Origin of the sequence: Paraburkholderia sp. RL17-337-BIB-A, from assembly GCF_046025895.1 — a bacterium.
Classification (GTDB): Bacteria; Pseudomonadota; Gammaproteobacteria; order Burkholderiales; family Burkholderiaceae; genus Paraburkholderia; species Paraburkholderia fungorum_C.
Map to the genome: position 1 here is coordinate 403,556 of NZ_JARESY010000004.1, position 14,558 is coordinate 418,113.

Annotated in this window: 13 protein-coding genes; 7 read left to right on the plus strand and 6 right to left on the minus strand. The window is 60.4% G+C overall.

All coding sequences use genetic code 11. The features are described 5' to 3' along the window. The first annotated feature begins 54 nt into the window (after positions 1 to 54). Both P0D84_RS46960 and P0D84_RS46965 read left to right on the plus strand, forming a co-directional pair. Positions 55 to 2,142 (plus strand): EAL domain-containing protein, encoded by a 2,088-nt coding sequence (locus P0D84_RS46960; RefSeq protein ID WP_408350848.1) that lies wholly within the window; start codon positions 55 to 57, stop codon positions 2,140 to 2,142. Positions 2,143 to 2,294: 152 nt separating this feature from the next. Next, positions 2,295 to 2,951: a TetR/AcrR family transcriptional regulator gene (locus P0D84_RS46965; RefSeq protein WP_408350851.1), complete on the plus strand. Its 657-nt coding sequence runs from the start codon at positions 2,295 to 2,297 to the stop codon at positions 2,949 to 2,951. A gap of 214 nt (positions 2,952 to 3,165) precedes the next feature. Here the strand turns inward: P0D84_RS46965 and P0D84_RS46970 are convergent, their stop codons facing one another. Then, the gene (locus P0D84_RS46970) at positions 3,166 to 3,987 is read right to left on the minus strand and encodes a TetR/AcrR family transcriptional regulator (protein WP_408350854.1); all 822 of its coding nucleotides are present in this window, start codon (positions 3,985 to 3,987) and stop codon (positions 3,166 to 3,168) included. 115 nt (positions 3,988 to 4,102) lie between these two features. Between P0D84_RS46970 and P0D84_RS46975 the strand changes: the two genes are divergently transcribed. From P0D84_RS46975 to P0D84_RS46990, 4 genes are all read left to right on the plus strand, one after another. Next, positions 4,103 to 5,515, plus strand: a complete 1,413-nt coding sequence (locus P0D84_RS46975) for an MFS transporter (protein WP_408350857.1) — start codon at positions 4,103 to 4,105, stop codon at positions 5,513 to 5,515. 127 nt (positions 5,516 to 5,642) lie between these two features. Continuing rightward, the gene (locus P0D84_RS46980; protein WP_408350860.1) at positions 5,643 to 7,220 is read left to right on the plus strand and encodes an MFS transporter; all 1,578 of its coding nucleotides are present in this window, start codon (positions 5,643 to 5,645) and stop codon (positions 7,218 to 7,220) included. A 198-nt stretch (positions 7,221 to 7,418) separates the two neighbouring features. Next, positions 7,419 to 8,714, plus strand: coding sequence for an MFS transporter (locus P0D84_RS46985; RefSeq protein WP_408350863.1), 1,296 nt, complete (start codon positions 7,419 to 7,421; stop codon positions 8,712 to 8,714). A gap of 80 nt (positions 8,715 to 8,794) precedes the next feature. Then, on the plus strand, positions 8,795 to 9,745 hold the full coding sequence (locus P0D84_RS46990) for a LysR substrate-binding domain-containing protein (RefSeq protein ID WP_408350866.1): 951 nt from the start codon (positions 8,795 to 8,797) through the stop codon (positions 9,743 to 9,745). A gap of 26 nt (positions 9,746 to 9,771) precedes the next feature. On the opposite strand, the gene P0D84_RS46995 is transcribed toward P0D84_RS46990, so the two are convergent. Then, complete coding sequence (locus tag P0D84_RS46995) at positions 9,772 to 10,575, minus strand: class II aldolase/adducin family protein (RefSeq protein ID WP_408350869.1); 804 nt, start codon at positions 10,573 to 10,575, stop codon at positions 9,772 to 9,774. 124 nt (positions 10,576 to 10,699) lie between these two features. Further along, a complete protein-coding gene (locus P0D84_RS47000; protein WP_408350872.1) occupies positions 10,700 to 10,897 on the minus strand; it encodes a hypothetical protein in 198 nt (65 codons plus the stop codon). A gap of 143 nt (positions 10,898 to 11,040) precedes the next feature. On the opposite strand from P0D84_RS47000, the gene P0D84_RS47005 reads away from it, so the two are divergent. Then, positions 11,041 to 11,487 carry a winged helix-turn-helix transcriptional regulator gene (locus P0D84_RS47005; protein ID WP_408350875.1) on the plus strand — a complete coding sequence of 149 codons (447 nt, stop codon included), beginning with the start codon at positions 11,041 to 11,043 and terminating at the stop codon, positions 11,485 to 11,487. 138 nt (positions 11,488 to 11,625) lie between these two features. On the opposite strand, the gene P0D84_RS47010 is transcribed toward P0D84_RS47005, so the two are convergent. The 3 genes from P0D84_RS47010 to P0D84_RS47020 all read right to left on the minus strand — a co-directional run bounded on the left by P0D84_RS47010 (position 11,626) and on the right by P0D84_RS47020 (position 14,539). After that, complete coding sequence (locus P0D84_RS47010; protein WP_408350878.1) at positions 11,626 to 12,111, minus strand: MarR family winged helix-turn-helix transcriptional regulator; 486 nt, start codon at positions 12,109 to 12,111, stop codon at positions 11,626 to 11,628. Positions 12,112 to 12,316: 205 nt separating this feature from the next. Continuing rightward, the gene (locus P0D84_RS47015) at positions 12,317 to 13,378 is read right to left on the minus strand and encodes a serine hydrolase domain-containing protein (protein ID WP_408350881.1); all 1,062 of its coding nucleotides are present in this window, start codon (positions 13,376 to 13,378) and stop codon (positions 12,317 to 12,319) included. Positions 13,379 to 13,387: 9 nt separating this feature from the next. Continuing rightward, positions 13,388 to 14,539, minus strand: coding sequence for a M20 aminoacylase family protein (locus tag P0D84_RS47020; protein WP_408350884.1), 1,152 nt, complete (start codon positions 14,537 to 14,539; stop codon positions 13,388 to 13,390). Positions 14,540 to 14,558 lie beyond the last annotated feature (19 nt).

The window sequence follows — 14,558 nt, forward strand, 5'->3', positions numbered from 1 at the left end:
ACGAACATGACTGACCTATATCCGTCCCAGCCGAACACACAGCAGTTAGCGTGGATGCAACAAACCCTGGATAGCTATGAACAACGCTACCGGATGCTGTACGAAGCCACGCCGGCCATGCTGCACTCGATCGATTCACAAGGGCGCCTGGTACACGTCAGCGATCTCTGGCTGGCGACCCTGGGCTATGCGCGCGACGAGGTGATTGGTGGTTTGTGGGCTGACATCCTGACGCCGGCGTCGCGCGCCTATGCCACCGGAACCGTCATCCCGGAACTCTTTCGGACGGGCCACTATAAAGGCGCGGAATATCAGGCGGTGCATAAAGACGGCACCGTTATAGACATAGTCGCGTCGTCTTTCATCCAGCGCGATCCGGATGGTATCCCCTTGCTCTCGCTGACGGTGATCGAGGACGTGACCGAGCGCAAGCGCGTGCAGACCGAACTGGCCGAGCAGATTGAGCGATTGCACGTGACGCTCCATGCGATTGGTGAAGGGGTGATCACAACGGATGCGCAGGGTCGGGTCGAGTACCTTAACCCTGTCGCTGAAAAGCTCACGGGATGGACTACCGCAGCGGCTCGGGGAATGTCATCCGCTGCGATATTCCGTATCGTCGATGACGCCACCCGCTTGCGGGCCAGGAGCCCGGTGGAGATGTGTCTGGCTGCCGACCAGGTCGTTGGCGCAGCCGGTCAGACGGTGCTGACCAGTCGCGATTGCCGGGAATATTTCATTGAGCATTCCACCGCGCCGATCAGGAGCGCCGAGGCTGACACGCTGGGGGTTGTGCTGGTATTTCGTGACGTCTCGGAACAGCGCCGCCTGAGTCGCGAGATGACGTACCGCGCGACACACGACGCGCTCACCGGCCTCCTCAACCGCGACGAATTCGAGCATCGACTGCAACTGGCGCTTGCTTGCGCTCATAGAGGAGAGGCAGAGTACGCGTTGATGTATGTCGATCTGGACCAGTTCAAGCTGGTCAATGACGCAGGCGGACATGCTGCGGGAGACAGGCTGCTCAAGCAGGTTGCCGGTGTTATCGGGCGACTCGTGCGCAAGAGCGATACTTTCGCCCGCCTGGGTGGTGATGAGTTTGGTCTGATCATCGAGCACTGCTCTACCGAAGCGGCTCAAAGCGTCGCGCAACAGATCTGCCGGGAAATCGACGCATTCCGCTTTCAACTGGGAACCCATCGTCTCCACATTGGCGCAAGCATAGGGCTGGTGCCGGTGGACAGCCGCTGGCCGACGACGGCGAACCTGCTGCGGGCAGCCGACAGCGCCTGCTACGCTGCCAAGGAAGCCGGGCGAAACCGCGTGCACACCTACTTTGCTGATGACGCGATAATCGAGTCCCATCGCCTGGACATGCAATGGGTGCGCCGCCTCGAACAGGCGCTGGACAACGGCCAGTTCATCCTCCACTGGCAGCGGATCATGCCACTAGGCCATGAAACCGGCGGCGTACACGGAGAGGTCCTGCTAAGACTGGTTGGCGATGATGGAGAACTGATTTCACCCGGCGCTTTCCTTCCCGCCGCGGAGCGTTTCCATATGGCCACGCGTATCGATCGCTGGGTGGTACGAGAGGTCTTCGAGTGGATGGCGAGGCACAAGACTGTGATGTCACATGTCGCTACCGTGTCGGTCAACCTGTCCGGTCTGTCGATCGCGGACCTCGACTTTCATCGCTATGTGCTGGAGTTGATCGGGGCCTGCGAGTTTGACCATCAAAAGCTGTGCTTCGAGATCACCGAAACCGCCGCCATCACCAATCTCAGCGACGCGAGACTATTTTTTGAATCCATGCGCGCCTATGGCGTGCGCTTCGCGCTGGACGATTTTGGCAGCGGTGTTTCATCGTTCGGTTATCTGAAGAGTCTGCCCGTCGACTACCTGAAGATAGACGGTCAGTTTATCCGCGATCTGGAAGAGGACCTGGTCGATCAGGCTACGGTACGGTGTATCAGCGAAGTCTCGAAGATAACCGGCAAGAAAACGGTTGCCGAATTTGTCGAAACCGAGGCCGTGGAAACGCTGTTGCGCGAAATCGGCATCGACTATGCTCAGGGCTTTCTGCGGCATCGTCCGGTCGCCCTCGACACCATCTTCGACTTGCCAGCCAGTGCGTAGACACGCGAATATGGACAGAACCCCATCAGCGTACGTGGCTTCCGCACCCGTCTGTTCGTGGCGGATGGCGAACTATACTGTCGAACTTGTCGGGTCGCAGACACCTAACGGTTCTGATGCCCGAGTCCAACTTTCTTCGAACTCGAAACGCCATGACAACGACAATTGCGAAGGCTCGAAAGAGTCAGGAAGCCGATTTGTTACCAGGCCGACGATCCGCTCAAAAGCGGAGCAATCTCCTGGCCACCGCGTCTGAGCTATTTCTCGCAAAGGGCTACGACGGCGTCAGCCTTGACGAAATCATCGCAGCAGTCGGTGGGTCGAAAACGACCATCTACTCGTATTTCAAAGGAAAGGAAGGCGTGTTCGTCGCCGCCGTCAGCGCACTGTGCGACGAGACAGTTTCAAAAGTCTTCCGGATCAAGGCATCTTCAATGCCGTTGGGCGAAGCTTTGCAGACAGTTGGCCAGGCGCTTCTTGACGCGGTGTTGTCGCCCCGGGCGGTTGCCCTCCAGCGCCTCGTTCTCGCCGAGGCGCATCGTTTCCCGGAGGTGGGACGCATCTGGTTCGAGCGCGGCCCTGCCCAGACTCACCAATTGCTGGCAGACTTCTTTGAAGAGCGTCAACGCATCGGTGAAATCGGCTCTGTCGATCCGCACAAAATTGCCGTACTGTTTCACGACATGTTGATTTGCGAGATAAGTCAGCAAGTATCGCTTGGCCTCATAGTGAAACCCAAACGGGCTGTCCTGTCCGACAAGGTGCGCTCAGTGATCGAGGTTCTGTTGAACGGCTGCAAAGCCATCTGAGTCTCCATGCCGCGTCCGGAAGCCGCCACGGCAACAAGATTCCGCGATGCTTGCCGGCGTTCACATTGTCGCGACCGCTTGCTGTCTCAACCGGGAACCTTGCTGTAGGCCAGGCATCAATTCCCCCACGCGGCGAAGCGGTCCACGACACGCGCATTCGCGCGTCGGTTGCTGCTTATTTTCCGCGCTGGGCGAGGCCGCCAGCGCGTCACGCTCAGGCGCCTTCCAGCGCCGGAAGCAGCGCCGGCGCGCTCGTGAGGAAGGCGCGCACGTGCATCGCAATCACCGCGTCGCTGGGCGTGGTGTTGTCGTTCGAATAAATACGGCGGCGAATCGCAAGGTGGGATACCGCGCCGTGCAGCAGCCAGCCCACCTCGGTCAGATGAGCCGGATCGGCCGGTACGCCGCGGCCCAATTCGTGCGCTGTTTCAGTGACAATAATCTCAAGCGCATGCGTCACGACGGCATTCGTGTACGTCGGCGCCATTTGCAGATCTTCAAGCGAAGAGTAAAGGAACAGGCGAAGCCACTGCCGCGTCAGCAGGGTATCGTAGTACTCGCGATAAAAAGTATTGAGCCTGCTTTCAATGGGCACACTGCGGTCTTTCAGTTGAACAAACCACATCGCCTTGAAGGTCCCTACAATTTCGCGCTTGTAAACTTCGTCGATCAACGCGGCCTTGCTAGGGAACAGGCTATACAGCAAGCGTTGCGAAACACCACAGGCGTCAGCAATCGCGCGAGTCTGCGCGTTCAGGCCGTGCTCGGCGAAATATTCGGCGGCCTTCTCCAGCACGCGCGCCTGACGCTCGGCGCGTGGCAGACGCTGCGGTGCTTTCTTCATTGGCCGCTTGATCGGCGCGCGACCCGCTACGGTCTTGCTGCCCGGCTCTGCAACATCCCTGGGTTTGGCCTTCATGACGCTCCTGTGTCCATCGCTTTCGAAAAATAAGTCTTCACATGACGACTTATGGTTTGGTAGAGTATATCGTCCCGGCACGAGGAAGAGTCTCGCCAGCCAACCGGGCGCAGTCATGCATTATCTCAGGCTGCCGCGAAGCGAGCCCCATCTTTGACCGCCACCTACTGCAAACGCCTCAATCTGGGGTGTTTGAGGGCGCGTCGCACAACCCGAATCCCTTCTTCCGCCCATGTCTTTGTCAAGCCGCCAGTCAGTCATCATCGCGCTGATCGTCGCCAGTGCCTATTTCATGGAGAACCTGGACGCGACGGTGATCGCGACCGCGCTGCCCCACATGGCCGCCACGTTCGGCGTCACGTCCGTGAGCCTGAGCATCGGCATGACTGCCTATCTGCTGGCGCTCGCGGTCTTCATTCCAATCAGCGGATGGGTAGCCGACCGCTTTGGGCAACGTTCGGTGTTCGGTGGCGCGATCATCGTATTCACGGGCGCCTCCATACTGTGCGGGTTGAGTGACGGCCTCGCCGGATTCACAATTGCGCGGATCCTGCAGGGGATCGGCGGTGCAATGATGGTGCCGGTCGGCCGTCTCGCCGTGCTGCGCAGCACCGAGAAACGTCACCTGATGCGCTCGATAGCCTATATCACGTGGCCCGGCCTCGCTGCACCGGTGTTGGGCCCAGCATTGGGCGGGTTTATCTCGACCTATTTCAGCTGGCGCTGGATCTTTCTGCTAAACGTACCGATCGGTTTGCTGGGCCTGGCGCTAACCGCGATTTTCATTCCGAACTACCGCGAACCCACCCGCCGTCCCTTCGATGTGCCGGGCTTCGTGCTGAGCGGTATCGCGTTGACGTGCCTGATGTACGGCATGGTCCTGATCGGGCAGCTCCATAGCGACTGGCGCATCACGGCCGCCTCGCTGATCGGTGGCCTGGTCGCTGCAGTCCTGGCCATTCGGCATTTCGGCCGCGCCGAACATCCCCTGATCGATCTTTCGCCCTGGCGAATTCCGACGTTCCGCGTGACCCTCGACGGCGGTTCGTTATATGTCGTATCGGTTAGCGTCTCACCCTTCCTGTTACCGCTGCTGTTCCAACTGGGCTTCGGGTTGAATGCATTCGCCGCGGGTTTGCTGGTGCTGGCGTACGCGGCCGGCAATCTGGGCATGAAAACCGTCACCACGCCGATCCTCAAACGGTTTGGCTTTCGCAAGGTAATGATCGTCAACGGGCTGCTTAGCGCGGCCACCATCGCTTTGTGCAGCCTGCTCTCGCCGGACACGCCGCGCGCGCTGATCGTGCTGGTGTTAGTGGCAGGCGGCCTGTGCCGGTCGATGCAGTTCACAAGCATCAACACGCTCGCGTTTGCGGACGTCCCGCCGGCGCGAATGAGTTCAGCGAGCACATTCTTTAGCATGGTCCAGCAGATGAGTATCGGTCTGGGCATCGCATTTGGTGCGATCGCGCTGCACGCCGCGGTCCTCGTTCATGGAGATCACGCACAACTCTCACTGGCTGATTTCCGGGTCGCCTTCCTGCTAGTGGCTGTGCTGGTGCTGATCTCGGTCCTCTACTTTATCGGCGTAGAACCGGATGCAGGCCGGGAGGTGAGTGGCCATACGCGGACCGCATCGCGATAGCGCGGAATTGAACTGCGAATTTGCATGCCCTGATGGGCATAACCGTAGAAGTTGAACAGAGAGATAGTCCGTGCAGGAAAAGAGCCGTACCCCGTCCGCAGTACGACCGGCCGCCTCGGCCGGTGTCATGTCAACAGTAGACGTAGCAGCCCCCCGTAGCGCCTCGCAACAGATGCTGATCCTCGTGGGCATTTGCATCGCAGTGCTCGTGCTGCCGCTGAATTTCGGCGGCGCGGCCATGTCCGCGCCAGCCATCGGCACCGCCTTGGGAGGCAGCCCAGTGGCGGTCAACTGGATCCTCAACGCCTTTATGCTGAGCTTCGGCAGCAGTCTGATGGCCTCGGGAGCGCTTGCCGATCTGTTCGGACGAAAGCGTGTATTCGCCATAGGCGTAGTGCTCTTCGCTTTGACTTCACTCGGGATCGCCGCGGCGCCGACTTTGCTGTGGGTCGATTTCCTGCGCGCGCTACAGGGCATTGCCGCCGCACTGGTCCTGGCCGGCTCGTCGGCAGCGCTCGCGCAGGAGTTTGACGGACATGGGCGCGCCCGCGCATTCAGCATGCTCGGCACCACCTTCGGCCTCGGCTTGGCGCTTGGACCACTCCTCGCGGGGTTTCTCACGGAGACGTTCGGTTGGCGTTCGTTCTTCCTGGTGGATGCCGCAATCGGCGTGATCGGGTTCGCACTCGGCGTTCCGAAGCTTAGAGAATCGTACGACCCCAATGCCATGGGTCTCGATTGGCCTGGCGCCGCCAGCTTTACCGCTGCGCTGACACTCTTCACATTCGGGTTGTTGCAAGGGCCGGAAAGCGGCTGGAGCAGCCCTCTCATCATTGGACTGTTCTCAGGCGCCGTGGCGATGTTCATTGCGTTCGTCTGGATCGAGAAACGCGCTGCCCGGCCAATGCTCGACCTGGCGCTGTTTCGTTATCCGCGCTTCGTGGGTGTGCAGGTACTCCCTCTAGCCACGGCCTTCTGTTACGTCACCCTGCTTCTGGTCTTGCCCACGCGATTTATCGGAATTGAAGGGCATTCTGCGATCGAGGCCGGCTTGATGATGCTCTCGCTATCGGCGCCGATGCTCTTTGTGCCCATCACGGCCGCATTTCTCACGCGATGGATGTCGGCCGGTGTCATTTCAGCGGTCGGCCTCGTCATAGCGGCGGTGGGTATGCTTTGGTTCAGCGGCATCGCACCTGACGCGCCATCCGGTGCCATGACGGTTCCGCTATTCATCATCGGAATCGGCGCCGGCCTGCCGTGGGGCCTGATGGATGGCTTGTCAATCAGCGTCGTTCCCAAGGAACGCGCGGGCATGGCAACCGGCATCTTCAGCACGACGCGTGTGGCGGGAGAGGGCATGACGCTCGCAATCGCCGGCGCGATATTGGCGGTCCTCACACGTCTGAGGCTGTCCGATGCGCTCGCAGCGTTCCCGCCCGTAGCGCGCGATGCCGCCGCGCAAGCCGCCCAACGCGTGGCAACCGGCGACCTGCCCCATGCCGCCGCTCTTCTGCCCGCGCTGGGGCAGCCTATTCTTGCGCAGGCGTACGACGGCGCGTTCCGCAGCCTGCTTCATATTCTAGTGGCCATCACCCTGGCCTCCGCGCTTGTCGTGCTTGGGTTTCTCGGTCGCACGCCATCCACTGCCAGCCCGAGCGATAGCGGCCGCACGCTTTTGGGCGGCGAAGGGGTGGCTGACTGAGAGCACGCGTGGGGCCAATTGACGATCGGTCACGCGCCCGCCTTATCTGTGACGTTTGCTCACAAAGTCAATATTTTTCGTGCATTGTCGTACCCTCGGTCAGGGGGCTTAATCATCCTCGAGAGCATTCTGTAACGCGCTAATCTGGAGGAAGCCATGGATTTTGGGTCGCGCAAACCTGCGATTTCTGATCGGTTGATGAAACGGATCGCCTGGCGGCTCGCGCCGCTGATGATTTTGATGTACATCGCGAACCAGCTTGACCGCGCGAACATCGGCTATGCGGCGCTGACCATGAACGCCGAGCTCCACATGACGACGGCGCAATTCGGCTTCGCCGCCAGCCTGTTTTTCCTCGGCTATATTTTGTTCGAAGTGCCGAGCAACCTGTGCATGCATCGGTTTGGCGCGAGGCTGTGGATGACGCGCATTCTGCTGAGTTGGGGTCTGCTCTCCTCGCTGACGAGCTTTGTCCCCGACTCTCGCTGGCTGTATATCGCCCGCTTCTTTCTTGGTGCGTTCGAAGCCGGCCTGTTTCCGGGCATGGTGTATTACCTCACGCTGTGGATGCCGGCGCGCAATCGCGTATGGATGATGTCTCTGTTCGTGACAGCAATCCCGCTGACCGGCGTGCTCGGGGCCCCGGTGTCAACCTGGCTGATGGCACATGCAACCGTGTTCGGTATCACCGGCTGGCGCGCAATGCTTCTGCTGGAAGGACTCCCCGCCATCATCCTCGCCGGGATTGTCTATTTCAGGCTGACGGACGACCCGTCCCGCTGCCGCTGGCTTTCCGCTGAGGAAAAGAGTGAAATCGCGGCGGCGCTTGCTACTGAACGAGCCGAGGCAGCGGCCGCCACCTCGCCGTCCAGCGCCTGGAAGGCGCTCGGAAATCCGAAAGTCTGGGCGCTCGGTGTCGTCTACTTCGGCACTAACGCCGGCATCATCGGCTTGCTCTATTTCCTGCCGCAGGTCATCAAAACGTTTGAGAGCACTTTCGGGGTGAAGTACAGCCTCATGGATATCGGGCTGATCACGGCGATTCCATTCGGCGTTGCCGTTATTGCGACGCTGATCTGGGGCCGTGTGGTTAGCCGCCACCAGGTCGGCGCCTGGCATGTGGCAGGCCCCCTGCTGGTGTGCGCGGCCGCGCTCTCGGTGGCCCTGCTGCTGAAGTCTCCTTATCAGTCGATCATCGCCCTCTCGATCGGCGCCGCGGCCTGCTTCTGCAGCATCACGACCTTCTGGCAGCTGCCTAGCCGCATCCTCACCGATCGCGCTGCAGCGGCCGGCATCGCGCTGATCACGAGCATCGGGGTATCGTCAGGATTTTTGCTGCCGTATTTTATCGGTTGGGTAAAGGATACGACCGGAACGTTTGTCCTCGCATTTGTCGGCATTGCCGCGACGATGGTGGTCGCCTCGATCACGGTCACGCTGCTCGAGAGCCGCTGGCGCAAAGTTGGCCAGCCACAACAGCTTGCCAGCGAATAAGCGTGGCCAGCGCCGCGGCGTCCTTAGGACTATCATCGAACGATCCATTGCCCATTTCTTTTCGCCAGCAAGGATTTTCGATGCGCCGTGGTGTCCCTAGTCTCAGCGCGCTGCAAGCTTTTGAAGCTGCGGCGCGTCATGAAAGTTTTTCGAAAGCTGCGCTCGAGTTGTCGCAAACGCACGGTGCTGTCTGCAAAAAGGTCAACGAACTCGAAGCACATTTGGGCATCCCGCTGTTCGAGCGGGTGCGTCAGCGCCTGGTACTGTCCGCGGCGGGCGCAGAGTACGCGCGGCGAATTCGCGTCCATCTCGACCAGATCCGCCGCGATACGCTCGAGCTGATGCGGCAGCAAAGTGAAGTGAAGATCCAGTTGGCCGTCGGCGTCACGTTCGCGTCTCAATGGTTGATTCCGCGTCTGCATGACTTCTATGAGCTCAACCCGGACCTGCAACTTCACATCATGGGGCGCGACCAGCCGACCTTCTTCGACAATTCAAGCTTCGATGCCGCGATCTATTTCGGACAGAGCCTGTGGCCCGCTATGCCGGGGCAACCGCTCGTGAGCGACGATAAGGTTCTGGCTGTCTGTGCGCCCGCGTTGATCGGTACGCGCGATAGCTTGAGCAGCGAAAAGATCAGCACGCTGCCGTGGATTCACACCCGCGATCTTCCGCGCGCGTGGCTTGCGTGGTCCGAAAGCGCGTCCGCGCAGATCATTGAACATAGCGCGGCGAACCAGCACTACGACATGTTCATCATGGCAATCAACGCCGCGATCTCTGGACTTGGCGTGGCGTTGCTTCCGCGCATCCTGATCGAACGGGAGTTGCGCAGCGGTGCACTCGTCCAGGCGCATCCCCATTCAATCCCGAATCCGGAGACCGTCTACTATTCGTTTCCCGAGCAGAAACGTGACTGGGAGCCGCTTAGACGCTTCGATCAATGGCTAGATGCGGCCGTGCGCGAGTATCGCGAAGGCTGCCACCGCGACAGCACGGCAGCCTTCGAAACATCGCTTGCGGCAAACTGAAGACGTCCGTGTGAGGACGTCCGTGTTCACGCGAGTTCGCGCAGATCAGGGCTGTCACGCAGGAGTTGCTGGTAGAGCCCCTGGAAGTTGAGCCATGCGACGTAGTCGGACCCCAGTTGCGCGCGCGTTGCCCGCGCGTCCTCGTCCGATAGTGACTCAATTGGGCCGGCCGCTTCGGCCAGCAGCTGCACCTGGCAGCAACGCTCCATTGCAATGAAGCGGTACGCCGCGGCGTCGACCGATGAACCGACGGTCAGCAAGCCATGATTGAGCAGAACGGCGGCGCGCTTGGTACCCATTGTCTCCGCGATCCGGCGACCCTCTTCGGTTGCGAGCACAACTACGTCGCCGCGAAACAGCACGTGATCGTCATAGAAGAGACAGGCTTCCTGATTGAGCGGAGCAAGGAGCCGGGCGCGCGCTGAAAACGCGCGGCCGGCGGTGGTGTGTGTATGGGCTGCTGCAACGACGTCCGGATTCGAGCCGTGGATGCCACAGTGAATCGCCGCCGCAGCGGCGTTGACGGGGCCGGTCCCATGATAAACGTTGGCCTCTTCGTCAATGCAAACGAGATCATCGGGATGGATTGACGAAAAATGCTGCGCGTACGGGTTGACCCAAAACCGGTCATGAAACTCAGGATCGCGCACCGTGATATGGCCGGCTATGCCTTCGGACAGCCCGAACCGCGCAAAGATGCGAAATGCAGCAGCGAGCTTGAGCTTGCGATGTTGCCGTTCATCGTCGAGGCTGGCGAATACCGGCGGCTCCGGCAAGCGTCCACCGATTGGTTTGGGAATCTGCAACTCGCGGACTTCCGCGTGGCCCATGACATACTCCTTCGTGCTGGTCGGAGTCTTGATTTTCGTCTGCACAGAGAACTCAGTCCATCGACGATTTGTCACAAGATCGCTTCTTGCGCTCACAACGCGCGGCGAGACAAACGCCCGGCGCTCAACGCACGGCGAGTGCGAGCACGGATCCGCCGAAGGTGTCCTGAGCAAATAGGTCGATCGGCCGCCGCATTACTGCGATCGATTGCTTTTCACTGGTGCCACGCCACTTCCTTTCGCAGATAGCACGCGCGCCCCCGAGGCCAATGCGCGAAACACGTTTACATACACATTGAATCGCAAGTGTTTCAACAGTCATGCGATACTCATTGCTTGACGATGCGCGCCCGTCGAATGCGGTTCGGAGAACTGACGCACGCCGATCAAGCAAGCATGCGAGGCGCTTATTTCAGCCACCTCTGGCGATCACAAGAAGGTCCTTGACGGTTTCATACTTTCCCCATGGAAGCAAATCTTTACGGTGCGCCTTGCGCCGACAACAACGCGCAAAAGAGAACCGATGATCTTGCGCGTGACATCATCGAGCAGATCGCCGATAAGTGGACCATCCTGGTGATCGATGCACTTGGAACTGACGGCGAGATGCGTTTTTCGCGTCTACGCGAACACATCGGTGGTGTCAGTCAGAAGATGCTCACGAAGACGTTGCGCCAACTTGAGCGCGACGGCCTGGTTTCGCGCCACGTGCATCCAGTGATACCGCCGCGCGTCGACTACCGGCTGACACCGCTCGGAAGCAGCCTTCTGGACAAAATCTGCGGAATCTGGGATTGGGCCGAAAGACACATGACCGAAATGGAAGCTGCTCGGCTCCGGTTCGATCGTGGAGAAAAGCGGGGCGGCACCTCAGGTCACCCGACGGTGCGACTCTTTAGTCGGCAAGGTTGAACCTGGTGAGTTGCAGATGCATGCGGCTGTTCGATGCCGATGCTCTGCTCTTGCGACGCCGCGGCGAGCTCGGCCATGATCTCGCTGATCTGCCGTACCAATTGCAAAATCCCGGCCGTCGTCGCCCCGGTGTCGCGTTCAGGCTGTGCGTTTGCGTCGTGCCGGCGGGAGCGTCCATTCCCCGCCCTCCTCAACGTGTTCCGTCAGCTTGTTGATGCAGTCAAAAAGCACCCGCTTTTCCTCTGCCGACAGAACGGACATGAGTTGCTCGTCGAAGACCTGGCCGATCCGATCGCACTTGCGGACAATTGCCTTGCCTTTCCTGGTCAGGTTCAGGTTGATGACACGTGCATCCGTCGTGCCGGTGGAGCGCGTTAACAAGCCACGATTAGCCAGCGTGGTGACCAGCTTCGAAACCAGCGTCTTTTCAAGGTATGTCAGCTCGATCAGCGGGCCGAGGGAGATGCCCGGCTGCATATCGACGAAACGCAGCACGCGCAGGTCGCGAAGGGTTACGTCACATTCGGCTTCGTAAAGGCCAGACGCCACGTCCTTGGCCAACTTGCTCAGTACATCGAGGCGGAAGTTCAAATGTTCCAGTCTTGGATACGGCGCCTTCGACATGCTGTTCTCCCATTCAGCTACTCTGATTCAGTTGCGCATTGCAACTTTTAAAGTTTACGCGTTTCGTGCACGGAACATACCATCGTGCGGAAACTCCCATACGTGCAGACAAGCCAGGGGCTTGCCAAACGGCACGAGAGTACCGCAATGCGCACGAATGGGGCAAGCGCGCGCGATGCCGGTGCGGCAAGTGGACGGACGCTGATTAACCCGTCGCCCCCTCGTCGACCGCCTTGAGCACCAAACCGAAAAATTCGTCCGCATGCGCCGGGTCGATCCAGCGCACCACCACCGCCAGCTCGCGTTCAGGTTCGATCCAGGTGAACGAACCGCCCGCGCCGATTGCAAAGTAGCTGGACGCCGGCACGCTCGGAAAGACGCTACGCTCGTGGTTGAGCCAGACCAGGTAGCCATAGAACGGTGCGATCGCACACGGTGTCAGCATGCGCTGCAGCCACTCGCGGGAAACGATCTGCTGCCCGTTGACGCTGCCCTGACCCAGCAGCAGCTGAGCCACCTTGATCTGGTCCTGGGCGCTGATCGACAGGCCGCCGCCCCAATGCGTGCCGCCCGGAACCGACTGCACGCGCTGCCCGCCCACCTCCACCCAGGCATTGTCGTAACCGACCCATTGCCAGTTCTCGCTCGCGTCGAGTGGCCGCATGATCGCTTCGCGAAACACTTCCGGCAACGGGCGGCGGAACAGATGCAGCAGCGCCAGCGAAAACTGGTTGATGCGTACGTCGTTGTATTCCCAGTAGGTGCCGGGAGCCCGTAACGGCCGCCGCTGCCCTTTCTTGCCATCGGGCTCCTTGCCGAATCTGACGTACCGGTAGTGGTCGGCCTCGTCGGGCAAGCCGAAACACACGCCTTGCCATTCGCTCGTCTGCTGCAGCAGATGCGCCCAGGTGACGCTTGCGTTGTGTTCGTCATCAAAGCCGATACCCGGCACGCGCACGTGCACCGGCTCGTCGACATCGGGCATCAGGCCGCGATCGTGCGCAACGCCGGCCAGCAGCGCGAGATATGTCTTGGCGATGCTAAAGGTCAGGTCGGCGCGATCCGGTTCGCCCCACGAAGTGAGCGGGCGGCCGGCCCGAGTGATGACGCCAGACACCGGGCCACGCCCATGCACCGGTCCGAGCAACCGGTTCCAGGGTGGCGGGTCGTCCGGATGTACGCCCCACACGCCATCGACCTCGCGGTCCCACGGCGTTTCATGATCGATCGCGAATTGCACAGCATGCTGGAGATTGGCAGGTTGCATGAGGGTCCTTTACCGGGCACAAAACAGCTTGACGAGATTCACCCAATAAGTCGCGCCGATCGCAAGCGCGGCATCGTTGAAATCGTAGTGCGGATTATGGAGCGGTGCTGCCGGAGTCGCCTCGTCAACGCCCATCCAGATGTACGCGCCGGGTTTTGCATGCAGCATGAACGCAAAATCTTCCGAGGCCATCGAAGGCAAACAACCTCGCTGCACGCAGGCATCGCCGACGGTCGCGCCGGCGGCCGCAGCTGCAAGATCGGCTTGAGCGGCAGTGTTGATGGTGGCCGGATACGCATAGCGATAGTCGAGCGTCGCGTTTGCGCCCAGTGCGCGCGCAATACCCGTGGAGATTTCGCCGATCGACGCGCGGATCCGTTCCTGCACGTCGCTCGAGAAGCAGCGCACGGTGCCGCGAATGACCGCACGGTCAGGCAGCACGTTCCACGCTTCTCCACCATGAATTTGCGTGACGCTAACGACGCCTGATTCTTTCGGGGAAATCCGCCGGCTTATGATTGTCTGCAATGCGGTGACGATCTGGCTAGCACACACCAGCACGTCGCTCCCCTCCTCCGGCATCGCGGCATGCGAACCCTTGCCGTCGACAACAATCTCGAACGAGTCGAACGATGCCATCATCGGACCGTCGTTGATCGCAAAATGTCCGCGTGGGATGCCGGGCCAGTTGTGCAAACCAAACACGGCGTCGCACGCAAAGCGCTCGAAGAGTCCGTCTTCGACCATCATCCTGCCGCCGCCCGCCGGCCCTTCTTCTGCTGGCTGAAAAATCACATGTACCGTGCCGCGCCAACTGGAGTCGCGGCTCAACGCGACAGCGGCGCCGAGCAGCATCGCAGTATGGCCGTCATGGCCACACGCATGCATCTTGCCTTCATGTTGCGACCGATGCGCGAAGCTATTGGCTTCAACGATCGGCAGCGCGTCCATGTCGGCGCGCAAGCCGATAGCCGGTCCCGCGCTGCGGGTCATGCTGCCCACCACACCGGTTCGTCCAATGCCGCCATGTACTTCGAAGCCATACTGTCGCAATACGCCAGCGACGAGATCGGCGGTTGCGACCTCCTCGAACGCGGTTTCCGGACATGAGTGCAGTGCGTGCCGCCACTTCATCATCATGTCGATCAGGTCGCTATCCATCGGAATTTAATCCTTTTCA